The 25,431-nt window shown below is 64.3% G+C and carries 20 protein-coding genes and 1 pseudogene; 9 read left to right on the top strand and 12 right to left on the bottom strand.

What is annotated here, in order from left to right; all coding sequences use genetic code 11:
* Positions 1-127 precede the first annotated feature (127 nt).
* Entirely contained in the window at positions 128-1,339 is a 1,212-nt protein-coding gene (locus OKW29_RS38500; protein ID WP_429294565.1) for an MFS transporter, read from the top strand.
* A gap of 113 nt (positions 1,340-1,452) precedes the next feature.
* On the opposite strand, the gene OKW29_RS38495 is transcribed toward OKW29_RS38500, so the two are convergent.
* From OKW29_RS38495 to OKW29_RS38470, 6 genes are all read right to left on the bottom strand, one after another.
* A complete protein-coding gene (locus OKW29_RS38495; protein WP_429294564.1) occupies positions 1,453-2,742 on the bottom strand; it encodes an oligosaccharide flippase family protein in 1,290 nt (429 codons plus the stop codon).
* Between the two features lie 31 nt (positions 2,743-2,773).
* Positions 2,774-4,510: a hypothetical protein gene (locus OKW29_RS38490; RefSeq protein ID WP_429294563.1), complete on the bottom strand. Its 1,737-nt coding sequence runs from the start codon at positions 4,508-4,510 to the stop codon at positions 2,774-2,776.
* A 58-nt stretch (positions 4,511-4,568) separates the two neighbouring features.
* The gene (locus OKW29_RS38485) at positions 4,569-5,483 is read right to left on the bottom strand and encodes a glycosyltransferase family 2 protein (RefSeq protein ID WP_429294562.1); all 915 of its coding nucleotides are present in this window, start codon (positions 5,481-5,483) and stop codon (positions 4,569-4,571) included.
* A 157-nt stretch (positions 5,484-5,640) separates the two neighbouring features.
* Positions 5,641-6,846, bottom strand: a complete 1,206-nt coding sequence (locus OKW29_RS38480) for a hypothetical protein (protein ID WP_187627357.1) — start codon at positions 6,844-6,846, stop codon at positions 5,641-5,643.
* A 4-nt stretch (positions 6,847-6,850) separates the two neighbouring features.
* Complete coding sequence (locus OKW29_RS38475) at positions 6,851-7,951, bottom strand: glycosyltransferase (protein WP_429294561.1); 1,101 nt, start codon at positions 7,949-7,951, stop codon at positions 6,851-6,853.
* Positions 7,952-8,093: 142 nt separating this feature from the next.
* Entirely contained in the window at positions 8,094-10,313 is a 2,220-nt protein-coding gene (locus OKW29_RS38470; RefSeq protein ID WP_429294560.1) for a GNVR domain-containing protein, read from the bottom strand.
* Between the two features lie 220 nt (positions 10,314-10,533).
* Between OKW29_RS38470 and OKW29_RS38465 the strand changes: the two genes are divergently transcribed.
* The gene (locus OKW29_RS38465; protein ID WP_429294559.1) at positions 10,534-10,917 is read left to right on the top strand and encodes a hypothetical protein; all 384 of its coding nucleotides are present in this window, start codon (positions 10,534-10,536) and stop codon (positions 10,915-10,917) included.
* Positions 10,918-11,380: 463 nt separating this feature from the next.
* Here OKW29_RS38465 and OKW29_RS38460 read toward each other — a convergent pair whose 3' ends face one another.
* From OKW29_RS38460 to OKW29_RS38440, 5 genes are all read right to left on the bottom strand, one after another.
* Positions 11,381-12,625: a glycosyltransferase gene (locus tag OKW29_RS38460; protein ID WP_187627354.1), complete on the bottom strand. Its 1,245-nt coding sequence runs from the start codon at positions 12,623-12,625 to the stop codon at positions 11,381-11,383.
* 92 nt (positions 12,626-12,717) lie between these two features.
* Complete coding sequence (locus tag OKW29_RS38455; RefSeq protein ID WP_429295007.1) at positions 12,718-13,602, bottom strand: polysaccharide deacetylase family protein; 885 nt, start codon at positions 13,600-13,602, stop codon at positions 12,718-12,720.
* Between the two features lie 61 nt (positions 13,603-13,663).
* Complete coding sequence (locus tag OKW29_RS38450; RefSeq protein WP_429294558.1) at positions 13,664-14,917, bottom strand: NAD(P)-binding domain-containing protein; 1,254 nt, start codon at positions 14,915-14,917, stop codon at positions 13,664-13,666.
* 35 nt (positions 14,918-14,952) lie between these two features.
* The gene (locus OKW29_RS38445) at positions 14,953-15,942 is read right to left on the bottom strand and encodes a carboxylate--amine ligase (protein ID WP_429294557.1); all 990 of its coding nucleotides are present in this window, start codon (positions 15,940-15,942) and stop codon (positions 14,953-14,955) included.
* Between the two features lie 719 nt (positions 15,943-16,661).
* Positions 16,662-17,885 carry a pyridoxal-phosphate-dependent aminotransferase family protein gene (locus OKW29_RS38440; RefSeq protein ID WP_429294556.1) on the bottom strand — a complete coding sequence of 408 codons (1,224 nt, stop codon included), beginning with the start codon at positions 17,883-17,885 and terminating at the stop codon, positions 16,662-16,664.
* A gap of 223 nt (positions 17,886-18,108) precedes the next feature.
* Here OKW29_RS38440 and OKW29_RS38435 point away from each other — a divergent pair, with 223 nt between their 5' ends.
* Positions 18,109-19,104 (top strand): 2-hydroxyacid dehydrogenase, encoded by a 996-nt coding sequence (locus OKW29_RS38435; RefSeq protein WP_429294555.1) that lies wholly within the window; start codon positions 18,109-18,111, stop codon positions 19,102-19,104.
* Between the two features lie 44 nt (positions 19,105-19,148).
* Here the strand turns inward: OKW29_RS38435 and OKW29_RS38430 are convergent, their stop codons facing one another.
* Positions 19,149-19,730: a plasmid fertility inhibition factor family protein gene (locus OKW29_RS38430; protein WP_429294554.1), complete on the bottom strand. Its 582-nt coding sequence runs from the start codon at positions 19,728-19,730 to the stop codon at positions 19,149-19,151.
* A 140-nt stretch (positions 19,731-19,870) separates the two neighbouring features.
* Here OKW29_RS38430 and OKW29_RS38425 point away from each other — a divergent pair, with 140 nt between their 5' ends.
* The 6 genes and pseudogenes from OKW29_RS38425 (at position 19,871) to OKW29_RS38400 (ending at position 25,349) form a co-directional block, all read left to right on the top strand.
* Positions 19,871-20,689 carry a crotonase/enoyl-CoA hydratase family protein gene (locus OKW29_RS38425; protein WP_429294553.1) on the top strand — a complete coding sequence of 273 codons (819 nt, stop codon included), beginning with the start codon at positions 19,871-19,873 and terminating at the stop codon, positions 20,687-20,689.
* 99 nt (positions 20,690-20,788) lie between these two features.
* Positions 20,789-21,181, top strand: coding sequence for an SRPBCC family protein (locus OKW29_RS38420; protein ID WP_090803201.1), 393 nt, complete (start codon positions 20,789-20,791; stop codon positions 21,179-21,181).
* A gap of 198 nt (positions 21,182-21,379) precedes the next feature.
* Positions 21,380-22,537, top strand: coding sequence for an MFS transporter (locus OKW29_RS38415; RefSeq protein WP_090805596.1), 1,158 nt, complete (start codon positions 21,380-21,382; stop codon positions 22,535-22,537).
* A 71-nt stretch (positions 22,538-22,608) separates the two neighbouring features.
* On the top strand, positions 22,609-23,073 hold the full coding sequence (locus OKW29_RS38410; protein ID WP_429294552.1) for a hypothetical protein: 465 nt from the start codon (positions 22,609-22,611) through the stop codon (positions 23,071-23,073).
* Positions 23,074-23,087: 14 nt separating this feature from the next.
* A pseudogene (locus OKW29_RS38405) lies at positions 23,088-23,388 on the top strand (MFS transporter); the annotation flags it as partial.
* Between the two features lie 176 nt (positions 23,389-23,564).
* Complete coding sequence (locus OKW29_RS38400) at positions 23,565-25,349, top strand: PQQ-binding-like beta-propeller repeat protein (RefSeq protein WP_429294551.1); 1,785 nt, start codon at positions 23,565-23,567, stop codon at positions 25,347-25,349.
* The last annotated feature ends 82 nt before the right edge of the window (positions 25,350-25,431 follow it).

Here is a 25,431-nt window from a genome sequence, read left to right as displayed (position 1 = left end):
GGGGGACATATTGTTCGCGCGATATGACCCGCCATTGATTCGTCCCATTTTTTAGGCAAACCCTGCAAGGGAATCGGTTCCATGGGAGAATCACGCCTTCCCGCCGAATTCAAGTCTCGTTTTCCCGATGTCCACCGACTCCGCGTCCGCCCGCAGCGAATTTGCGACGACCCTGCAGATCATTCCGGTCGTCTTTTTCACCTTTCTTTGCTACCTCGCGATCGGTATTCCGCTCGCGGTGCTGCCCAGTTATGTGCACGGCGACCTCGGCTACAGCGCGGTGCTGGCCGGCGCGGCGATCAGCGTGCAGTACCTCGCGACGCTCGCGTCGCGGCCGCTCGCGGGCCGCTCGGCCGATACGCTCGGGCCGAAGCGCACGGTGTCGATCGGTCTGCTCGGCTGCGGCGCGAGCGGCGTGCTGCTGTTGCTCGCGGCGCTGACCGGTCGCTGGCCGGGGCTGAGCCTCGCACTGCTCGTGTGCAGCCGGCTCGTGCTCGGTTTCGGCGAGAGCCTGTGCGGCACCGGCGCGATCCTGTGGGGAATCGGCCGGGTCGGCACCTCCAACAACGCCCGCGTGATTTCGTGGAACGGCATCGCGACCTACGGCGCACTCGCGATCGGCGCACCGCTCGGCGTGATGATCTCGCGCTCGATCGGCTTTACCGCGCTCGGCATTCTGGTGATCGCGCTCGCGGGGCTCGGCTATTACCTCGCGCGTCTGATCGCGCCGGTGCCGGTCGTGCACGGCGAGCGGATGTCGTATCGCAGCGTGTTGACGCGCGTGCTGCCGCACGGTATGGGTCTCGCGCTCGGCTCGGCCGGCTTCGGTTCGATCGCGACCTTCATCACGCTGTTCTATGCGGCGAAGCACTGGCCGAATGCGGCGCTGTCGCTGACGCTGTTCGGCACGCTGTTCATCGGCGCGCGCCTGCTGTTCGCGAACACGATCAAGACCTACGGCGGCTTTCGTGTCGCAATCGCGTCGTTCTCGTTCGAATGCGCGGGTCTGTTGATGCTGTGGCTCGCGCCCGAGCCGCATATCGCGCTCGCGGGCGCCGCGCTGACCGGCTTTGGCTTCGCGCTGGTGTTTCCGGCGCTCGGCGTCGAGGCGGTCGGGCTCGTGCCGCCGGCGAGCCGCGGCGCAGCGCTGTCCGCGTACTCGGTGTTTCTCGATCTGTCGCTCGGCATTACCGGGCCGCTGGCGGGGTATATCGCCGGCGAGTTCGGTTACGGCTCGGTGTTCCTGTTTGCCGCGATCGCGGCTGCCGCGGCGGTCGTGCTGTCGACGGTGCTGTATCTGCGCAACGCGAAAGTAACCAGTCTGTCTACCGCGCAGTAAGCACTCGCAGTGAACGCGCGCAACGAACGCGCGGCGCTGACGCAAAGGCCGCGACGCGCAAAGTCTTCACGACGCGCGCCGCGGCCATTCGATCCCGCTGTCCATCCTCGCGGCTAATCTCTCTCCGCCGCCATCTCCTGCTTGATCGTCGTCTGCGCGCGCACCGCGATCTGGCCGTGATTGATTCGGCTCGACACGTTGTACACGCCGATCAGCATGAACAGCTCGGTGGCGGCCACCGAGCACGCGGTGCCGACACCGCCCCAGAAGTAGATGCTGATCGGTGCCTGCACCAGATGGAACAGCGCGCCGTAGATATAGATCCGCTTCAGCAACGACTGATTGCCCGACGCGATGATCGTCAGCATCACCTGGGTCGTCGTCATGCCGACGATCGCCGGCACGAACACGAGAATGCGCAAAATGCGGAACGTCTCGCCGAATGCCTCGCCGAGAAAACGTCCGACGAACCATTCGCCGAGCACCGTAAAGCCGACCAGAATCAGCACCGCCGACGCCGCGAACGCGACCATGAAGCCGCGGTTGACCTTGTGGATATAGGCGATATCGTTGCGCTCGTAAGCGACGCAGATCTTCGGAAAGAACGCCTGGATAGCCGGCGCCGTGCACGCGCGTAGCGCGTTGGTGAGTCGCTCGGCCGCCACGTAATAGCCGACCGCGCCCGGGCCGCTGATCATGCGCAGCATGATCACGTTCGCGTACATGTACACGGACGTCAGCGCCGAACCGAGGAAGATGTGATACGCCTCTTTCGCCTCGGCCATCACGTCGGCCCAACTGACCCGCACGGTCAGCAGGATCTCGCGCTTCCAGATCAGCGCGCCCATCAGGATCACGCCGCACACGAAGGTCGGCGCATATTGCAGAGCGGCCGCGAGCATCACGTCGTCGCGAGTCCTCACGAACAGGAACAGCGGAATCAGCAGACCCACGCGCGTCGCGAGCAGCGTGCCCGCGAGCACCGGCAGGCGCTGTGTGCCTTCGTAGAAGCAGCCGGGCGTCAGCACGCCGCCCCAGATCACGAGCGAGCCCAGCAGCGTCGCACCGCGCTCCTGCGGCGACATGTGCGCGGCGAAGGCCCAGCCGACCAGCACCAGCGAGCACAGCAACGCGAGAATCGCCCGGCCGATCGTGGTCGACCAGTAGATGCGGTTCACGACCTCCGGGTTATCGATGTGCACCGCCACCTTGCGCGCGCTCGACAGGCCGAAGCCGAAGTCGACGATGACGAGAAGAATCTGCGAAATCGATTGCGCGTAACCGATCACGCCCAACCCGGCCGGCCCAAGTATGTGCGACAGATACGGCAACGTAACGAGCGGCAGCACGTAGTTCAGTGCGTACACCGAATACAGCGCGATGATGACGTTTCTCGTCGACACAATCGTCCTGTTTGCAGTAGGCGGTTAAAACTCAGGTCGAAAAAACGGAATACGACACGAAAGAAGGTTCACTTAGTGCGATATCGATCTTGTTGTAGCGATCGTCTTCGCCATTTGCGTTCAACACCGCGCTCTTCACCGCATTGCCGATCAGATTGCTTACCACGGTCTTGTAGTTGGAGTCGGTTGCGTCTGTTGCGAACAGGATTTCGGCGAGTAGAGCATGGCCGCGTGTGGCCGCGCGCAACACCACGCGGCCCGAGGTCGAGCGCAGCACGTTGATCGCGATGCGCGTCGTCTCCTGCGACACGGTCTGGTTTCCGCAATGCAGCGCCGCCGCGACGCCGCCGCGTTCGTAGCCGACGCCGAGATTCAGCGCATGCACGAGGCTCGCGTCCTTGCCGCCCGCGATCGCGCCGCCGCCCGGATACGCCTTGGCGTAACCGACGATCGTGTCACCCGCGCGATCGCCGAAATTGCCCTGAATCGTGATGCCGTCGAGCGGTGTGCTGCCCGGCGCGGTCGAACTGCCGTACACGAACTGCGGGCCGTCGCAGCCGGCGTTCTCGTCGTCCTGGCCGGGACGGTAGCGATTGCCGACGATCGTCGCCCCCTGCTGGTAATCGATCTGGATGTGGCAACTCTGACCGGGCGGCACATCGAGGTACGACGGATGGCCGCGCGTCGAGAATTTCCAGCGGCCGATCTTGCCGTCGCCGCCGCAACCGTTGCGCGAGAAGTAATTGCCGTTCACCACCTTGCCCCAGTTGCCGCTCTTCATATAGACACCGGCAAACCCATTGCGATCGAACACCGCGCCGACGATCAGCGACTCCGCGCCGAGAATCACGCCGTGTCGCGCGTTCCATTCCCAGCGTCCGCCGATCACCTGCCAGAAGTTGTCGACGATATCGGCGCCGGCCGTATGGCAGAACATGCCGATGCAATTGATCAGCGAGCCGTCGGTGTGCTCGGTCGCGTAGAAGCCGCGCTCGCACATGTACGCATAGCAGCGCTCGAGCGTCGAGGTGACGCCGAGTTCGTAGCCCGCGCGCGAAAAACCGATCGCCGTGCAACGACTAGCCCCGGCCGACGTACCGAAGTGGATGCCGATCGCCGTGTTGCCGGTGTGCGCCGGATAGTTGGCGAGGTAGTAGATGACCTTGTCGTAATGCGCGGGCCGCACCTGCACATGCTCGACGAACGCCGAGTCGCCCAGCGTCAGCGCCGCCGACCTCGGGCCGCCCGAGTCCTGTCTCTCCAGCACGGTCGCCGCCATCGCGATGTCGGTGATCACCACGTATTCGCCGCCGCCGTCGCCGCGCAGTCTCGAGCCGTTCGCGGTGGTCAGGTCGCCGGTGTAACGCCAGATGCCGCGCGGCAGATACAACCCGCGCGCACCGCTCGCGAACGCTTCCCTGAGTTCAGCGCCGCAGTCGTAACCGGACGCGCCGCGCTGGATCGCCGCCAGCCGGTGCGGATCGACGAAGCGCGCGACGCTGACCTCGAGTCCCGCGACGATATCGCTGAGCGTCTTCAGATAGCTCGGCGCAACCGGTTCCGATGCGGCACGCTCGGGCACGGACGCGGCGACGCGCAGGATGCCGCCGGCGCCGTCGCCCGCGCCGTTACCCATACTCGCGAACGCGCCGCGCTCGCGCAGCGCGTGCCCCGTCGCGCGCGCGATGCCCAAATCGGCTGTGCTTGCACTGGCCCCGGCCAGGCCGCCGAGCAGGAACGTCTTGAGCGCCTGTCGCCGGGTTTTCATCTAGCCTTCCCCCATTGCGTTACTCCGTTCTTTTTTCACGTCGAGACATCGACAGGCATCAGTCCACCGTGATACTTTGCCCCTGCTCGGCGGCCGCCGGACGCGTGCTCACGGTCATGGGGACCGGCACCGCACGCGCCTTCGCGCTGCGACTCAGGCCCTGCACGCCTGGCGGTCTGAACAGCGGCACACGATACTTGCGGCTGAAACGCCACAAGCTGTTCATATGCCGGCGCCCCGCCTTGCTCAGGAAGCCCGCTGCCGACGCACGCTGATGCTCGTGCGTGAGTCGCGCGCCCGGCACGCACAGCACGCGGTAGCCCGCCTGCCAGATGCGCGCGCAAAAATCGACGTCCTCCATATAGAGAAAGAAGTGCTCGTCCATGCCGCCGAGTTCGCCGAATAGCGCGCGCCGCACGATAAAGCCCGTGCCCAGCACCCAGTCGGCCTCGAACGGCGTGCCCGCGGCCCACGCTTCGCGCATCATGTGGTTGTCGATGCGGCGCTTGAACGCGCCGAGCCGCCCGAGCGGCGAACGACGGCCGAGTATGTCGAGCACCGAATAAAAGCGCCGCGCGGAAAACTGCCGCTCGCCATCCGGATAGACCAGATCGAGACCGACGAGGCCGACATCCTTCTCCGTTCTGAACAACTGCACCGCGTTTTCGAGCGATGTATCGACGAAATAGGTGTCCGGGTTCAGCACGAGCACGAGTTCGCGCAGACAACCGACCATGCCAAAATTGACGCCGGCTCCGAAGCCGCGATTGATCGACGTTTTGACGAGCCTCACTCCCGTCGGAAGCGTCTCCCTCAGATAGGAAAACGAATTGTCGGGTGAAGCGTTGTCCACCACGACGATGTCCTCCTTATCCGCAATCGAAAGTTCTAGTACGGAGCGCACGCAATTTCCGACCAGTTTTGGCGTGTTGTAATTGACGATCACCACGCTAAACATTCCCTTCAGGTTCATCCCCACCTCCTGCTTTACATCTGGTGTTCGTGGAATTACCCCCAAACACGGCTTTCTGGTTCTTGCACCTTGCTTCGCGCTGTTCGCGCGCACTACCGACTACCCACTGCTCGTCCGCGCGATGCAGACGATCTGGAGCGCACTGCCTTCTGGTTCGCTACGTGCTGTCTGGACGCGGTCCGCCCACGTAATCGAACACTGGCAATGTCATCAGGATGAAGACAAACGGAATCACTTCGATCGATTGATAGAAGAGCGTCTGAAATAAAGCCGCCCACATGCACAACGAAATCCGGCTCGCGCTGCTCGCGAGTTTCGTCACCGATATCAGCACGCCGTAATAGAAGATCGCGCCCATCAGGCCGATATTCAGAATCTGCTGCAGCACGCTCGATTCGACGACGCCGAACTCCTGTTTCACCGGCTCGGGTGCCGAGTTCGTGACGAGCCCAAAGTACGTGCCGGCGATCACGTTGACCGGCAATACGAGCGACTTGGCCTTTTCCCATGCTTCGGTGCGGCCGTCGTTGCCGTCCGATTGCAGATCGGTCGCGCCTATCATCCGTTCGGTGCCGACGTTGACGACACTATCGTTCTGACTGCTCACCGCGACGCCGAAGATCATGATCGCCATCGTCGCGAACACGGTGGCAACGATCAGTTTCGCGTTTCTCGTGATGAACTGGATCGGCGCCTGCAGGAACGCGAGCCCGAACGTGCCGAGAATGATCAGCATGCCGCTGCGCGACAGCGCCGAGAAAATCGCGAAGCTGAGCACCGCGCACGCGAGGCCCGACAGCACGTTCTTGCGCACCAGATAGTCGACGCCGCACAGCGACGCGGCAATCGCGACGAACAGCGGGTAGTGCAGATAGCTGCCGGTCAGCGACGGCGCGCGCAGATTGTCGAAGCCGTACGTCGCGCCGGGCAGATCGATCGGGAAGACGTTCTGCTGCTGCGCGAGCGCGACACCCGCCTCGATCAGCGCGATCAGCACGAGCCCCGCATAGGCGACGCGCGGCTGCACGAAGCGCCTCTGATAGTTCGAGATCGCGTAGAAGTAGATGAACAGCGTGAAGATGAAGACGAACAGATAGGACGGCCCGAACTCACCGGTGAGCGCGAGCGTCGCGACGATCGACAGCCCGGTCGAGAACAGCATGCCCACGAGGAAGCCGAACGACAGGCGCCCTTCGTCGCGGAAGTAAGCGGCGATCGCCGTCGGCGAGATGTACCACACGAGCAGCCCGACGATACCGCCGACCTGGATCAGATAGGCGGCGTCCTTGCCGATCAGATACTCGAGCACGCCGCGCGAGGCACACAGCACGACGGCCAGCAGATAGGCGATGGTTGCGATCATGGCGTCAGGCCTGATACGCCACGGAGGCGTTGACGTTGACCGGATCACCGCGGTAGATGCGCTCGATCACGTCCTGGAACTCATCGATTTCGCAGACGTTGAGCAAGGTGCCGTCGTGCTCGACGCCTTCCGCGCCGAGCGGCGTCGAGACGACCGGCAGTTTCGCCGCGAGCATTTCGAGCGTCTTCAGCTTGACGCCGGCGCCCGACAGCAGCGGCACCACGCCGATATCGGCGGACTCGAAGTACTTGCCCGGATTTTCGACGAAGCCGGTCACGCAAATATCGTCGCCGTTCAGGCGCTTTACGCGGTCGCTCGGATCGGAGCCGACCACGATCAGCTTCAGTTGCAGGCCGCGCCGGCGCAGCGGCAGAAAAATCGCGTCGACGAAATTGAGCAGCGCCTCTTCGTTTTCACGGCGTTGCATCGCCCCCCAGAACAGGATATTGCCTTTCTCGACCGTGTCTTTCGAGCGCCGCACTTCCTTCAGAAACGCCGGCAGTGAGATCGGCACGACCTGCAACGTGCCGACCCCGGGGTACAGGCCGTTGATCAGCTGCGCGTCCTTGCTGGACAGCACGAGCACCTTGTCGGCCAGCTTCAGCAGACGCTGCTCGAGCATGAAGGTCTGCCGGGTGAACAGCCATCCTTCGATGGACTTGACGCGCAATATGACCTGGATCTGCAAGTCATGCGCGCACATCACGATCTTGACGCGGTCGTGGAAACGCTCGCGCAGATTCTGGGCATACGCAAAGCATTGCGAGAACTCGAGCCGCACGGTGTCGTATCGGTTCCTGTCGACGAGCTCGCAGAGGAACTTGCCGATCGCGGGCTTATAGCGCGAGAACAGGCGCGGTGAAAAAGTCAGCGGATTCGCGAGGAACGACGGAATCAGGTCGAACCGGCTCACGTACTGGATGTACACGTTGCGCACGTTCGCGCGAAACTCGATGGCTTTTTCGTCGACCGGCACGCGCGACACGATCAGCACGTCGAGCTCAGATTCCGCGCTCAGTTTGATCAGGTAGTCGTAGGCCAAACGGTGGCCAGCTTGCGGCGCGTTTTTCTGAGGCAGAAAAGGCGTGACAAATAGCTGTTTCATCCGGGTAGTCCCTTGCCTGTACGGTATGCGCTCGGCAGGCGCGGCCGTAAGATCCCTTCGCATTGCCATGTTGCTGTTCTGATCGGTCCAGTCGGGCGCGACGCCCCGCACCGCGGGCGCGTCGCGAACCAGGCGCCCGGGCTTATCTGTCGTACGGTTTATAGATGTAGGCCGCGTAGCGATAGCGTCCGTAGCCGTAGCTGTAGCGTCCCGGCCGCATCCGCAGTCCGTTCATGATCACGCCGCGCACCGGCAGGCCGACCTTCTGCATCTGGCGGACCGACTCACGCAGCTCGCCGATGCCCGTGACACCCTGACGCGCGACGAAGAACGTCGTACCTGCCACGCAGGCGAGCCGGACCGCATCCGCGGCGAGCAGCACCGGCGGTCCGTCGAGCAGCACGACGTCGTAGCCGGTCGCGACCTGGCGCAGCACCGCTTCGAGCCGTGTGTTCGACAGCACGTCGCTCGGACTCGCAACCTGGCGGCCACTCGCGATGAAGTCGACACCCTGGAAACGGGTCGCGCGAATCAGCTCTTCGGGACGGTGCGCGCCCTGGATCAGATCGGTGAGGCCGGGACCGCGATCGCCGCCGAGATGCCGATGCAGGAAGCCGCGACGCAGGTCGCCGTCGATCAGCAGGACGCGCTTGCCGGTCGCGCCGATTACCGCGGCGAGATTCAGCGACACGAACGACTTGCCGATGCCCGGCGTCGGGCCCGTGATCAGCACGATATGGTTGCGCGCCTTGGTCATCGTGAATTCGAGCGCGGTGCGAAAGCCGCGCAGACTTTCGATGGCCGGATCGATCACCGCTTCGCCCGCAAGCACGAGCGCCTTCGATTCCGGACGGCGACGGCTGTGCGCGAACCGCTCTTCCTGACGGCTGAACGGCACGCTCGCGTAGACCGGTAAACCGGTGCGCAGCTCGACTTCGTACGGATCGTCGATCGCGTCGAACAGACGCTGACGCACGAGCGCGATCACCGCGCCGACGAACACGCCCAGCATCAGCGCGCCGATGATGATCAGCAGCGGCTTGGGCCGCACCGGCGTATCGGGCGCGACGGCGCCGTCGACGATGCGCACGTTGCCGGACTTACCCGCCTTGATCAGCTTCAGCTGTTCGAGCGTATTGCGCAGCGACGTATCGAGCTCGGTGCCGACCTGCACGTCGCGCTGCAGGCGCAGCACGTTCTGTTCGAGCGGCGGCAGCGATTGCGTCCGGCTCGCGAGATCTTTCGCTTCCTGTTGCGCCGCATGCAACTGCGCGTTGACCGACTGCACGGCCGGATGCTGGTCGGTGAAGCGCGTCAGCAGTTCATTGCGCTTCTGTTGAAGTTCCGCGAGCCGCGTCTGCGCCTGAACCGACAGTTGCAGCAGGTTGGTCGCTTCCTCGCCGAGATCGACGGTGCCATGCTTCGCGCGGAAGTCGTTGAAGCGCGTTTCCGAAGCGGAAAGCTGCTGGCGCATTTCCGGAAGCTGTATTTCAAGGAAACGGATCGAACGCTCCGCTTCCTCGGATTTGCGCTTCAGGTTCTGGCTCACGTATTCGCCAGCGATGGTCGCGAGAATCGCGCTGATCTTCTTCGGATCGCTGCCTTCGAGCGACACGCCGAGGATGTCCGATTCCTTGCCTTTTTCCGAGATCGTCAGTTCCTTGCGCAGCTTTTCGGTCGTCGTCAGCGCGGACTGGCGCCGCACTTCGAAGGTCGCGCCGGGATTCGCCTCGATCCGGTCGACGACGAGCGTGAGCGGGCCGTAGTTGGTCGTCGCGCTCAGCGGTTGGCCGACCGTGCCTTCGAGCTTCAGCTTGCCGTATTGCAGCTCGTAGCTCGATCCCTCGCCCATCTTCAGCACGAACGGACGGTCGAATAGCTCTTCGGGGACGTCGAATTTCGACACCGTGATGCGCTCGTTGCCGTACACGTAGCCGTGCGGTCCCGGCGTCGAAAGGTGATCGGAATGACGGGCGAGCCAGCGGCCGAACAGCGGGAAGTAGCGCGGCGCCGCTTCGATGTCGAGATTGAGCTTGTCGACCGCGCGGCCCACCACCATGCGCGAGCCGATCACCTGTGCCTCGCCTGACGTCGCGGTCTTCACGTCGAACATCGCGGACACGTCGCCGATCACGCTCCTGGACGAGGTACCCGCGTTCTCCTCGACCTGCACCAGAATGTCCGCGCGATACACGGGTTGGGAGAACACCGAATAAGCGATGCCGAGCGCGACCGCGATGGCCGTCGTGATGGCAATCAGCTTGCGATTGTCGTACAGCGCATCCAGATAATTCGCGAAGCCTGCCGGCGCATGTTCGCTGTTGTTGTTCCGGCTATCGAATGGTGCACTGCCTTGGTTCATGCGAGTTCTCCCAAAGTCTCGACGGTTTGCCACTTGTTCCTGGCGCCGGGACCGGCACGTCGCCGCATCCAGTCACGCCTGTGTCCAGCGAGCTGACCGCCTCGATCGGACGGGGGTAGCTGATTTACGCCACATCGGCTACCTTTGTGTGTAACAGCGCCTATGCGAGGTCGGCTCTTTTCCCTAACATCGCACCACATGCTTTCTTACGGATCCCGAAATGAAAAAACTTCTTGCCGCCGTCATGCCCGTATTGCTGAGCGCCCAGGTGGGTTATGCCCAGAGCATCGTGTCCGCCGCCTCTTCGGCTTATGCGCCGAGTTATGTCGCCAAACACTCGCAACTCGACGCGATGACGCCTCATGCGGCCAGTTCCACCACGCTCTACGGCTCCTCGTCGGATTTCGCGTACGCTAAAAGGAACCGCTATGTCGCGCCCAACGTGTACACCCAAACCAAAAACAGCCTTCCGAAGCAGAAACGTACAAGCGTTGCACAGCCTGTCCGCGGCAAGAACTCAGCGGACCCCTACGGCAGCGATTTGTGGAATTCAGACCAGACCTACGCGTCTCCCGAGACCGCCGATCCGTACAGCGTGCGCTGAGCTGTAGCGCATCACCGTCTGGACCCCCCGTATCGCCGATGTGGCCGCTTGCGGCCACATTCCTGTTTGGTTTGAACTGACTGCCGGGCCCGGTCGCGAAGATTCCCCGATTAGCCGCGTCTCGTCCGCCGTTTTTCCACGCAAACGCTCACGACATGCACATGCTTTTGTTCTGATGAGTCTGGCTTTTTCGCCGACCCATTGAGCCGGTCATCGCCAACTCCGCGCCGTCACCGCGGCTTCGTTTACTCTGTCGAGCCACGCGCTTCAGCGCTCGATAAAATGCCTTTCCTTGGCGATCATAATATTCAGAGAGCCCGTCCTTACAACGTTCGGCAGCGCACACAAAAGCCGATTGCTACAGGATTGCTTCAGACAAATCACGCGATAAAAAACACGTGTTTAAAGCGACGATAACGGCACGGATATACACGCCGTTTGCCACAATCAGCGCCGACTATTTTCAGGGCGCCGGACGCGGATTATCCGCATAGCGCGCGCGACGGCGCGACGGCGCGACGTGCGTCGAACTTTCGCCGATGTGCATGATTTCAGCCAGACGCCGCGCGTAATGCTCGGGCAGATATTCTTCGACGTCGTACTTTCTGTGCTCATCGGCCAGATGAATGGCGAGTTCGCCGAGCGCCTGTTTCAGACTGCCCGGATCGAACTTGAACTTGATCTTGTTGCCGACCGATTCCGCGGTCACCGCCATGCTGCCGCCATCGCGAACCAGCACCGGCAGACCGAGCATCGCCGCCTCGATCACGACAAGGGGCGCGTTCTCCGCGCCCACCGACGGCACGACCACCGCATCGGCGAACTCGCGCACGGCGGGAAACAACTGCTGCTGCGGCATCGTGCCGAACAGGATCAGCTTGCGCTGTGCGATCAGCGACGCGTAGCGCTGCTCGATCGCCGCGCGGTCCGGGCCGTCGCCGTACACGCCGATGCAATTGATGCGCTCGAAGCCCGTCGCCTCGCAGAGCGTCAGAAATTGCAGCAGGCCTTTCTCCGGCGAGATCCGTCCGACGAACGCGATGTTGAAGCGCTCCTTGTCACGCACCGTGACGATTGGCATCGCGCTCGGCACCGCCGACGGATTGTGCACGATGACCGTATTCTCGATGCCGACGCGATGCAGCGCCTGCTGCATGAACAGGCTCGGACACAAGATCCTGTCGAACACGCGCGCGGGCTGATAGGCCGCGCGCACCGCGTGCCACCACGCCTTCGTCATCAGATCGTGCACGAGGCCCTTCGGCGTCGGCCGCAACGTGAAGACCGCGCGTGTGCGCAGCACGTCGAGCGGCAGAATGATCGGACGCTTATCCTTGTCGAAGTACTGCAGCGACGGGTTGTAGTAGACGAGGTGATAGTCGTGGCAGGTGTGATAGGCGCGATAACCGAACTGACGCTCGTGCCGCGCGATCACGCTGAGAATCGAAGGCGACAGCACGTTGTGGTAGTTGTGCACCATCAGCCGATGCGGCCGGAAACGATGCAGCGCCTTTTCGAGCGCGCGCGCGGCGGTCGTGTTCCAGGAGCGCGACAGCATCGTCGAGCGCGCGGAAAACTGGCTATCGTCGAAACGCTCGACCTCGACGCCGGGCAGCGTGCCCAACAGCTCGGCCGATTGTTGATAGACCACTTCCGCGCCGCCCATGTGCGCGTAATCGTTGATCACCAGTACCCTGCAGCGCTGCATGTCCCCTCCTGTCGTATGCCCCTCGTGCCGTCTCGCGAAAAACCCGGACGGCGTTGCCCGGACGAATCGCTTCGTCCAGGCGCTCCCTCTGTTCAAAACTGCGGAAACTTGCCGCGCCAGCCTCCACCCTCGCGCAGATAGCGCAGAAACAGCGCAATGCCGCTCAATTGCGCCGCGAAGCGCAGCGTCGATGCCGCATCGTCGATGATGATCGTGCGCAGCCGGTACGGATCGGTGTGCTGATCGTTCCAGCCGATGTCGCAGGTGCGCGCGGTTTTGAAGCCCGCGGCCCGCACGAACTCCACTTCGCGTTCGCCGTAATTGCCGTTCGGATACGCGAAGTGCTCGCACGGTTGTTGCAGCAGCGCCGCGATCTCATGGCGGCTGTCGCGGATTTCGGCCTCGCTTTCAGCGTCGCTGCAATGCGTGAGGATCGGATGGAAGCGCGTATGCGCCTGGAAGTCGATGTGCTCGCGCATCGCCTGCATCGCTTCGATCGACAGGCCGGTCGGCCGGTCGTCGCCGTCCTGCTGGTAGCCTTGGGCCGCCAGCGCGGCGAGGCGCTCGTCGTTCGCCATCCGCTTCAGACGTTCATGGCCGACGCGCAGCGAGCCCGGATGCAGCCACCAGTGACTGCGCGGCCGTCCGACGATGCGGCTGCACAGGAAGATCGTCGGGCGCACGTTGTGCTTGATGAACACCGGCAACAGCTTCGCGTTGCCCGCGTGGCCGTCGTCGAGCGTGATCGCCACGCGTGGCCGGCCGCGGCCGGGCGCGCTGACGTCGGTCAACGGCACAAACTCGCACAGCTTGCCGAGATAAGTCAGGTGACGGTCGAGCGTGTCCGGATCGGGATCGTGATAAAGCAGCACGGCCACGCGATCGCGCCACAGCACCTTGCGCGTGAACCACGCGAGACCCGAAATCAAGACGAAGCCCGCGAGCATCTCCTTCACGAGCATCTTGTAGCGCTTCATGCGGCGCCCGCGGTAGCTGCCGGACAGGTGCGAGCGCGCAGACGCGCCCGTTGCTTGGGTCTTATTCACCTGAGCGCTCCGGCATGGGTGCATGGGCGACGGGCCACGTGCGTTGCCGCGCACCCGCTTTCAACGAACCGATAATGTGCCGCGCCACGGTCGGCGACGCGTGCTTGGTTCCATAGACGAAGCGCATCACGGGCCCGAAGCTGTGCGCGCACGCGGGTCCGATCACATAGAGGCCGCGCACGCGCGTTTCATAGTGCGACGTCAGGTCGGGCATGCCGCCCTGATTCGAAATCGCGTCGGCCAGATCTTTGGACAGGAACGCGTGCTGCCGCATGTCGGTTTTGAAACCGGTCGCGGCGATCACGTGATCGGCGCTCACCCGCGCTTGCTCGCCATCGCTCAGCACGTTCAGTACGACGCGGTCGTTTTCGATCGCCGCGGAGCGCACCACGGTGCGATGCGAGATCTGCACCTTGCCGACCACGCGATCGTGCAGCCACCACGCGCCGGACGCGCCGTACGTGTGCTCCATGATCTGCTTGCGGCGTCGCGGGTCGAGCATGTGGAACACGCCGGGTAACTCGGACAGGAACAGCGAGCGCCAGCCGCGCCCCAGTCCCGCGTCGGGCCCCTTGATGCGCGACAGGATGTTGCGACCGCCCTGCGGCCGCTCGTGCCACACCACGCTGCTCTCGCGCATCAGCACATGGGCGCGCGCGCCGAGCTCATTGAGCAGCGCGGACAGCCCGAGCGCCGACTGCCCGCCGCCGACGATCGCAATGTCCTTGCCGCGCGCCCACTCGAGGTTCCCATACAGCTCCGAATGCGACGCATATTGCGCCGGCAAGTCCCGCAGCGCCGGCGGGGTTTGCGCGAAGCCCTTCAGGCCGAGCGCGATCACGACTCTGCGCGCGGCGAGCGAGCGGCCGTCGCTGAGCGACAGCTGGAACTGATCGCCGACGCGGCGCAATGCGAGCACGTCGACCGGCTGGATTTCGCCGACCAGATTCGACTGGAACCACAGCCCGTACTCGACGAAGGTTTCGAGCGGCAGCGCCATGCCGAGCGGTTGGTAAGGCAGCCCTGTCAGGCGGCAGTAGTCTTCGACGGTAAAGCCGCTGCGCGGCGCGTGCAGGCTCGACGCGAAAGCCTCGGAGCGCAGCAGCATGCCGGGCGGCATGTAGTTGCGCCACGCTCCCATCGGTTCCCCGAGGATCTGGTGATCCACGCCGGCGGCCTTCAGATGCGCGGCAAGAGATGACCCGTAGGGCCCCGCGCCAATGATGATGGTATCGGTCAAAGACATGCTGGTCTCCAGGGGAACGGCATTCGTTGCCAGCGTCAGGCTTTGGCCTGACGCGACTCGGGCGCCCTGATCGCTTTTTTCCAGCTGCGCTTCATGCGTCGCAGCGGATTCATCACGACATAGTGCTGCAACGCCGGGAACGGATCGTTCCAGCGGAAATAGCCATCGAAAATTTTCGTGCGCTCGCTCAGCAATTCGGGCGGCGGCCGGTCGGAAAACGTCGCGCGCCACACGACCGGTTGCCGGCTCAGGCGCTCGACGGGCAATGGCAGGCCGAGTTCATGGCGGTACGCGGCAAGCGGAATGTTGACGCCGCACAGCGTCGCGATCTCCTCCTGCCAGTCCGTGCGGCCGACCGTGGGCTCGACCATCACGAACTCGTTGTAGTTGTCGTCCCACTTGTACTCGATGCTGCCCATGCCGTCGAAACCGGCCAGCTCGGCAAAGCGCCGCGTCAGCGGTTCGAGCGTCCCGCGCGCTTCGGGCGCGGCCACGCAGATCGCGGTATTGCCGACACCCGGCGGCGAGCTCAACACCTTGCGGCCGGTGAACATGCTGACCATGTTGCCGTCGGCGCCGCGATAGAACAGCGTGAAGTGGATGTTGCTGTCAGGCCCCTCGATCCACTCCTGCGCGATGATGCCACCCGGCGTAGCGAGCATCGCGATAGCGCGATCGCGTGCATGCTGCAGCATGTCGACGCGCACCGCGCGTTCTTTCTCGCCGCGCAGCACGTTGCGCTTGTCGTCCGGTTTCAGCACGCACGGGTAGCGCAATTCGGCCAGCCGTTCGATGTCGGCAAGCTTGTCGAGCACGACCGAGCGCGGCACCGGAAAGCCATGCCGCTGCGCGAATTCGTGAAAGCGCGCCTTGCTCGACAACATCTTGACGGTGTCGTCGGCCGGCAGGCGGAACCGATACCAGTGCGACAAAGCCGCCCGATTTTCCGACACCGCATGCACCGCGTCTTCGTCGGTCAGAATCAGAACTGGCAGACGATCGAACCGCTTGCCGAGTTCGATCATTTCATCAACGAATATTTTCCCGACAAAACTCTTTACCTGATGCGCATGAACGTGTCGGCACCACGTCGCCGCGCGGGTCCTCGTATCGACTGCGATAACCGGAACGCGGGCCTGCGCGAGCGACCGCGCCACCCCCAGTCCGTTCAACTCTGCTCCAACGATAACCCCTGCCGATTGACCTGAGTCGTATGCGCTCGACATAGTGTTGATATCCTTGCTTCGTACGTGCGCGGACCCTCGAAGACAGGCTTCGAGACTCCACGCGATCGAATTATCGAATCGGATAGAAATCCTTTTTTGTCGCCTCGCGGGGGCGCTTTGGCGTTAAAGCTTTGTTCCGGCGGCATGCATGCATGAGCGCGGCAGGCACGTCCTGGCACGCGCCGTGTGTCGAATCATGGTCTTGCGATTTACCGCAGCGTGAGCATTGCGCTGCTCTTGCCTTGACCTACTTTACGTTTCGGCCTGATCTCGATACGTGCGCCGGCGCACAGAGAACAATAGAAAGTAAGAAAGGAAGAAAACCCTTTAGAAAGGCGCAGAGCCTTATTCCGTAAGGGTTTCGGAGATTTCCCCATTGTTATGTAAAAAGGTTGCGAAGCATTAATTTATTGCAACGCAATAATGGCGGGAAAAAACTTTCTAATGGGACTATAAAGTGCTGGATCGCACAAAAGATATGCGCTGCGAATGCTATTCGTAGCGCATCGGAAAAATGCTTATTTACCTTCGCTCAAGCCGCGCTCGAGCGCCGCGACACCCGCCGGCAGATCGACGTTGACGCCGAGATCGACCATCGTGCGGCCCAGCGCATGTACGGTGCGAAACAGGTTGTGCTCGCGGCACTGTTCGCCCATCTGGCCGATACGCACGATCGGCAGACCGAACGAGCCGGAGATTTCCACCTGATGCTGCCGCGAGATATGCGCGCAGACGTCGGTGGGACTGAGGCCGTCCGGCACTTCGATGCCGACCACCGAATTCAGGCGGCAATTCTCCGGCGCATATAGTTGCAGGCCCATCGCGGTGACGCCTTGTTGCAACGCGAGCGAGCATTTCAGATGGCGCGCGAAGCGCTTCTCCAGCGTCTCCGCGCAGACGAGCCGCAGCGCCTCGTGCAGCGCGAGCACGCCCGACACCGGCGCCGTGTAGTGATACCCGGCGTTGTGCCAGAAGTTTTCCGCCAGCGACGCATCGAGGCACCAGTGCGTATTGGGCGCCGTGCGGCCTTTGACGCGCGCCCAGGCCGCGTCTGAAAACGCAATCAGCGACACGCCCGGAATCGATGACAAGCCCTTCTGGCCGCCGGTGATCACCGCGTCGATGCCCCAGGTATCCATTTCGAGCGGCATCGTGCTCAGCGTGCAGACAGCGTCGACGATCACGAGCGCGCCCGCTTCCTTCGCGAGCGCGGCGATGTCTTTCAGATGATGGTTCCACACGGTGTTCGAGGTCTCGCCCTGCACGACCGTGACGACCTCGGGGCGCTCGCGGCGCAGCGCGTCGGCGATCTGGTCGAGACTCGCGACCGTGCGGTCCGCGACTTCGAGCGTGCTCACGCGCGCGCCGACGCGCCGGGACATTTCGCCCATGCGGTCGCTGAAGAAGCCGTTCTTGATGCACAGCATGCGCGTGCCTTCCCACGCGAGATTGGAGATCGCCATCTCCATCGCGCCCGATCCCGGTCCCGCGACGCCGAGCACCCACTTCGACTGCGTCTGGAACACGTAGCGCGCCATCGTTTTCACCTGGTTCACCACCTTCGCCATCGTGCCGCCCAGATGGTTGATCACGATCGCATTGGCCTTCGCGACCGCGGCGGGAATCGGCACGGGGCCGGCGCCCATCATCAGCAGCGGTTCTTCGGGAAGGATGGCGTCGAGTGATTCGACAATTGGACAGGGGACGGACGAAGCAATGGTAGTGGAGGCTGAAGTCGGCATGATCGGTATATGAATGTGAAGCGCAAAGGAACGAACGGCCTCGCGGCAGGCACGCCGCTCGAGGCCGTTCGTCCGATCATTCACCGAACCGCGCGATCGCGCAAGTTTTTTGGCCAAGGTAGCCAGCCGTCATGCGCGAGCGGTACCCGCGTTCACCACATCACCCTACTCTTTCATTCGCGAAGTCGCCTAACATCGAGAAACAGCTTCTTCGGAGCCCGATATGCGCACGATCCTGTTCAGCAGTCGTCAATACGACGTCGATACATTCACCGAGGCCAATGCCGCGCATGGCTATGAACTGCATTTCCAGGAATCTCCTCTCGACAGCGAGACCGCGATCCTCGCGCATGGCTACGACGTGGTCTGCCCGTTCGTCAACGACAGCGTCGACGCCGCCACGCTCGAACGGCTTCATGCGGGCGGCACGCGCATGATCGCGCTGCGCTCGGCGGGCTTCAATCACGTCGACCTCGCGGCGGCCGAGCGGCTCGGCATGCCGGTCGCACGCGTGCCGGCCTACTCGCCGTACGCGGTCGCCGAACATGCGGCCGGGCTGATTCTCGCGCTGAACCGGCGCCTGCCGCGCGCGGTCGCGCGCACGCGCGAAGGCGACTTCTCGTTGCATGGGCTGCTCGGCTTCGACCTGCATGGCAAGACGGTCGGCGTGATCGGCGCGGGCATCATCGGCCGGGTGTTCGCGCGCATCATGGCGGGCTTCGGCATGCAGGTGCTCGCCTACGATCCGGGGCCGCCGGCCGACGAACTGCTCGCGCTCGGCGCGCGCTACGTGCCGCTCGATACCTTGCTCGCCGAATCGGACGTCGTCAGTCTGCATTGCCCGCTGTTGCCCGACACCTATCACCTGATCGACCGCGCCGCGCTGGCGAAGATGAAGCGCGGCGCGATGCTGATCAACACCGGGCGCGGCGGGCTCGTCGAGGCGAACGCACTGATCGGCGCGTTGAAGGACGGCCAGCTCGGCCATCTCGGGCTCGACGTGTACGAGGAAGAAGGCGGCATCTTCTTCGAGGATCATTCGAATCTGCCGCTACAGGACGACGTGCTCGCGCGTCTGTTGATGTTTCCGAACGTGATCGTCACCGCGCACCAGGCGTTCTTCACGCGCGAGGCGATGACCGAGATCGCGCAGACCACGCTCGCGAACATCGCGGCGTGGCAGGCGGGCACGCCGCACAACGTCGTGCAGGCCGGGTAGCCGTGATAACCGAGGCGTACGCGAATTGCCGCGGACCGCGAAAGTTAGACGTCGCTGTCGCTGCCCAACTGGGTCGCGCGAATCGCGGTGCGGGCATCATCGGCCGCGCCGCACAGCTCACGCAGCAATCCCGCCTCGCGCTCGTGCACTTCGACCGGACACCAGCGCGCGCCCGCCTCGGCCAGATAGCGCGCGCGATGCTGGCCGTTGCGAAACGCCACTACCCCCTCGCGCTCGATGCCGACCCAGCCGAGCAATCCCGGCGCGCGACGCGTGGAGATCGTCACGTACGGCATCTGCGGAATGCGCGGGCTGTCGGGATCGAGAAACTCGCGAATGCCGCGGACCTTGCCCGAGTGCCATTCGGCGACTGGCTTCAGCACGTAATCGGTGTTGTCGCGATCCGCGCACACGAGCAGCTTGCGCAGATCGACGAGCACGACCTGGTGACGTGTGCCGTCGGTGACGAATACGCGCTTCAGGCGCACATGGTCGTACCACGAGTGGTCCTGCAACGGCACGACCCACACCGTTCCGGCGCAGGCTGGCGCGGCGGCCGGCGATGAATTGGGCAAAGGCAAGGACAAAGGTAGGCTCGGCAAGCTGGCGACAGGACGCCAGCGCATCAATAGAGCGCTAACGCTACGAGCCGGATGTGATGGAAACATGACAACTCACCGGATTAATTGCGCTGCATGAGCGTGCTGTAACACTGCCGGATCAACAGGCCAGCAGCGACCTTCAGGTACCCTTAAGGTACATAACGATGATAGCCAACCAATATTTCAATAACCATGTGCGAATCGAGTCGAATGACGGCAACGGCGTCGCTACGATCGTGCTGGAGAGGCCCGCGCAGCGCAACGCGGTCGATCGCCAGGTGGCCGATGCGTTGAGCGCTGCGTTCAGCCGCTTCGAGGCCGAGCCGGCGTGGCACGCGGCCGTGCTGTTCGGCGCGGGCGGCACGTTTTGCGCGGGCGCGGACCTCGGCGCGCTCGCCGACGACGCGCGCCGCAACGAGTTGCATGCGGACGGCAGCGGCCCCGGTCCAATGGGACCGACGCGCATGCATTTCAGCAAGCCGGTGATCGCCGCGATCGCCGGCTATGCGGTGGCGGGTGGGCTCGAGCTTGCCGCGATGTGCGACCTGCGCGTCGTCGAGGAAGATGCGGTGCTCGGCGTGTTCTGCCGGCGTGTCGGCATTCCGCTGATCGACGGCGGCACGATCCGGCTGCCGCGACTGATCGGTCTGTCGCGTGCGCTCGATCTGATCCTGACCGGCCGCGCGGTCGATGCGCGCGAGGCGCTTTCGTTCGGGCTCGCCAACCGCGTGGTGCCGAAGGGCGAAGCACGCGCAGCCGCCGAGCAACTGGCTGCGGAACTCGCCGCGTTTCCGCAGGCGGCGCTGCTCGCCGATCGTCGCTCCGCGCTCGAGAACAGCACGCTGGACGATCTCGCCGAGGCATTGCGGCGCGAAGGCGCGGGCGGCTACGCGGCGGTCTTCGCCGAGGGCGTGGCGGGCGCGGCGCGTTTTGCGTCCGGCGCGGGCCGTCATGGCGACGCGTTCGACGCGGATCGCGGATAAGTCGGCGACGCGCGATCGGTGACAGGTTTGCAATCGCCGGTCGCGACACCCGCGCGCGCACGAGACCTGGATTACCCGAAACGAACAGGAGGAAGTGCGATGGCGACGATCTACCGGGAAATCGCCGTGGCAACCACCGCGGCCGATGCGTGGGCCGCGCTGCGCGACCCCGCCGGGGTCGCCCGCGTATTCGCGGGCGTGCTGATCGCGGCGCGCATGGAAGGCGACCTGCGCTGGGTTACCTTCGCCGACGGCACCGTGGTCGAGGAACGCGTGATTGCCGTCGACGATGCCCACATGCGGCTCGCCTACTCGGTGGGCGGCGGGCGCTTCGAGCATCATCATGCGACGCTGCAGGTCGTGGCCGACACGTCCGCACATTGCCGCGTGATCTGGATCGCCGACTTCAAGCCCGACGATCGCAGCAACGTGGTCGAAGCGCTGACGGATGCGGGCTGCGCGGCACTCGGGCGCAACCTCGCGCGGCGCTGAACGCCGCCCGGCGGCTCGGGCTCCCGCCGCCGCGTTCCACAAAAAACAACAGCTTTCCGGACAGCCTGCAAGCCAGATTTGACTTAGGTAGAATCCCCTACTGTTTTTCCCTAGCTGGCGACAGCGTTTCCGCCTTCGGAATCGCCCGCCCGGCGCCCGTTGTTCGCGCCGCTTCACGCGTCACACCCCATCATCGCCATGCCATTGCCTCTGCTTGCCCTTGCCGTTGCCGCGTTTGGAATCGGTACCACCGAGTTCGTCATCATGGGCCTGTTGCCCGATGTCGCGCGCGATCTGTCCGTGTCGATTCCGGCGGCTGGCATGCTAGTGTCCGCGTATGCGCTCGGCGTCACGATCGGCGCGCCGATCGTCGCGATCGCGGTTGCCAACATGCCGCGCAAAAAGGCGCTGATGAGCCTGATCGGCGTGTTCATCGTCGGCAATCTGCTGTGCGCGATCGCGCCCGGCTACGCGGTGCTGATGGCCGCGCGCATCGTCACCGCGTTCTGCCACGGCGCGTTTTTCGGCATCGGCTCGGTGGTCGCGGCCGGGCTCGTCGCGCCGAATCGCCGCGCGCAGGCAATCGCGCTGATGTTCACCGGCCTCACGCTCGCCAACGTGCTCGGCGTGCCGCTCGGCACCGCGCTCGGCCAGGCGGTCGGCTGGCGCGCTACTTTCTGGGCCGTGACCGGCATCGGCGTGCTGGCGGCGGCCGCGCTCGCGGTGTGCCTGCCCGCGAAGATCGAGATGCACAAGGCGAGCCTCGTGCGCGAATTCAGCGTGCTGAAGAACCCGCAGGTGCTGATGGTGCTCGGTATCAGCGTGTTCGCGTCGGCGAGCCTGTTTTCGACCTTCACCTACATCACGCCGATTCTCGAAGACGTGACCGGCTTCACGCCGCACGCGGTCACCCTGGTGCTGCTCTTGTTCGGCCTCGGCCTGACGGTCGGCAGCACGCTCGGCGGCAAGCTCGCGGACTGGCGGCTGATGCCCTCGCTGGTCGCGTTCCTGATGGCGATCGTCGTGATCCTGTGCGTGTTCGCGGGCACGATGCACGCGCGCACTCCGGCGATGCTGACCGTGTTCGTGTGGGGGGTGCTCGCATTCGCGATCGTGCCGCCGCTGCAGATGCTGATCGTCGATCGGGCGAGCCACGCGCCGAATCTGGCGTCGACGCTGAATCAGGGGGCGTTCAACCTCGGCAACGCGACCGGCGCATGGCTCGGCGGCATGGCGATCGGCGCCGGCGCGCCGCTGACGACGCTGCCGTGGGTCGGCGTCGCGACCGCGCTCGGCGCGCTGTTGTTGACGTTGTGGTCGGTGTCGATCGAGCGGCGGGTGGCGGTGGCGGGGTGAGCTGGCCGGCTCGAAGTCATGGTTCGAGAGAGCGATTACGCCGTTCTGCACTTTGCCTATAAACCTCTTCGATGAAGCATCCCACCGTCTACACGACTCCCCCTGCCTCCGGCGTTTCTGCCATCGTGCGGTGGGATGAACAAAGCTCCACGCTGACCTGTGAGGTCAAATATCCACCTTTGGCTTCGCCGCCGGAACCGCAAAACAATCTCAGCGACTTGCTGGATGCGCGCTTCCGCATTGGCGCGCCCTCTTATGTCCTCACGGCGGGCACCTTGTCGATGCTTGTCGATCAGCATCGCCGGTTGATCGGATTGGACTTTTACACGAATCCCGAGCGGTGGACCGTCCGCACGTCCGAACTCGCAGACCCAACCGACGAAACTCCGCACATCGAGTCAGAATTCGACGCGCACGGACATGCGCACGACATGGGAGCGCCAGAGGTCTTTTACGAGCCTCTCACGCAGATCCGGCTGCGCGGCCTGACGATACCGCCGCGACGCGGCAAGGATGTGCGCGACCCACACGCGTAGTAGCATCCCCGCCGATGAAAGTCATCTTCACCCGCGATTTCCTCGCGCTGATCCTGAGCGTCGCTGTCGTCGCGACTCGGCAGCGGCGCCACCCTTCCCCTCACCGCTCTCGCGCTCGCTCAAGCCGGTTACGGCACCGACGTGGTCGGTCTGTCGACCGCCGCGCAGGCGGGCGGCGGTCTCGCCGTGGTGCCGCTCGCCGGCTGGATCGCGGCGCGCTTCGGTGGCCGTCAGGTGATCGCCGGCGCGTTGATGAAAACGGTCGGCCACGAAGCGGTGGTCGGCGTGGTGTTGTGCGCGGCGCTCGCGTTTCTGGCGGCGGCGTGGTGGGAGCGTCGGCGGATCGCGCTGCGGGCGCCGAGTTGACGATTAGACGCTAATTGCTGGCTTTTACGAACTATACGCAGGGTGATAATCTCAACCCACGTTGCGCGGACACTCGACGAACGGCCCATATTCGTGGCGCCGCCGCAAGCAACGGGGAGTCCGCCATGGTCTCGATGCGCCTGTTGCTCCGTGCCAGCCTGTTGGGCACGGCGATCGCGGTAGCCGCGATCGTCGCGGCGAACTGTGGAGGCGGCGGAGGCGGAAACAGCAGTGCCCCGACGGGCGCGAGCGTCGGCGCCGGCGGTAGCGGCGCGTCCGGCGCATCGGCCCCGGCCGCAGCGAGCGGCGGCAGCACCACCAGCGGTGGCACCACGAGCGGCGGCACCACCACCGGTAGCACCGGCGGCTCGGGCACGCCGATGGGCGGCACATCGGCGGCAGCCGTGCGCGACGTGCTCACCTATCACGACGACATCGCGCGCACCGGCCAGAACCTCGGCGAAACCACGCTGACGCCCGCCAACGTGGCGGCTTCGACGTTCGGCAAGGTCGGCTTCTTTAGCGTCGACGGCAAGGTCGACGCGCAGCCGCTATTCGTCGCTGCGCAGGCGATCGCGGGCGGCACGCACAACGTGCTGTACGTCGCGACCGAGAACGACAGTGTGTACGCATTCGATGCCGACACCGGCGCGACCCTGTGGCAGGTGCGCACACTCGGCACCGGCGAAACCCCGAGCGACGACCTCGGCTGCAGCCAGATCGTGAACACCATCGGCATCACCTCGACACCGGTGATCGACCGTTCGCGCGGCACGCACGGCACGATCTACGTCGTCGCGATGTCGAAGGACGCGGCCGGCGGCTACCATCATCGCATTCACGCGCTCGACCTCGCGACCGGCGCCGAGCTGCTGAACGGTCCCACCGAAGTCGCCGCCTCTTACCCGGGCAGCGGCGCGGGTAATACGAACGGCGTCGTGCCGTTCACCACGTCGTTGTACGCGGAGCGCGCGGGGCTGCTGTTGCTCGGCAACACGGTCTACACGACGTGGACCTCGCACTGCGACGACGGCGGCTATACGGGCTGGATCATGGGCTACGGCGCCGACACGTTGCAGCAGACCACCGTGCTCAACCTGACGCCTAACGGCATCGGCGGCGCGATCTGGATGAGCGGCGCGGGACCGGCGTCGGACGGCTCGTCGATCTATCTGCTCGATGCCAACGGCACGTTCGACACGACGATGACGTCGAGCGGCTTCCCCGCCAGCAAGGATTTCGGCAATACGTTCCTGAAGCTCGGCACGGCGGGAGGCCTGTCGGTGGCCGACTACTTCGCGATGACGAACGTCGTGCAGGAGGCCCACGACGACATCGACCTCGGCTCCGGCGGCGCACTGGTGCTGCCGGACCTGACCGACGCGAGTGGCACCCTACAGCATCTGACGCTCGGCGCGGGCAAGGACAGCACCATCTACGTACTGAATCGCGACTCGATGGGCAAGTTCAACCCGGCGGCCGACAACATCTATCAGGAGATTCCCGCGCAGCTGGCCGGCGGCGAGTTCGGCATGCCCGCCTATTTCAACGGGCGCGTGTATTTCGGCTCGGTCGGCGATCATCTGAAGGCGTTCACCGTGACCAACGCGAAGCTGTCGATCACACCGACCGCGCAAAGCGCGATGACGTTCGCCTATCCCGGGACGACGCCGAGCATCTCGGCGAACGGCACCACGAACGGCATCGTGTGGGCCGCCGAAAACGGCACCGTCGCGGCCTTGCATGCGTTCGACCCGAGCACGCTCAACGAGCTGTACAACAGCAACCAGATGGGCACGCGCGATCAGTTCGGCACGGGCAACAAGTTCATCACACCATTGATCGCAAACGGCAAGGTGTATGTCGGCACGACGAATGGGGTGGCCGTATTCGGGTTGCTGGGTGGGTGAAGCGGACGACGCGCCGATTCATTTCGACACGGTACGCCCAAGGTCTCGCACAAACGACGAGGGCCGGCATACCGCGCCGGCC

It is taken from the genome of Paraburkholderia sp. CI3, assembly GCF_050436505.1.
Taxonomy (GTDB): domain Bacteria; phylum Pseudomonadota; class Gammaproteobacteria; order Burkholderiales; family Burkholderiaceae; genus Paraburkholderia; species Paraburkholderia tuberum.
Note: the sequence above shows the minus strand (reverse complement) of the source record. Positions and strands in the feature narration are given on the sequence as shown.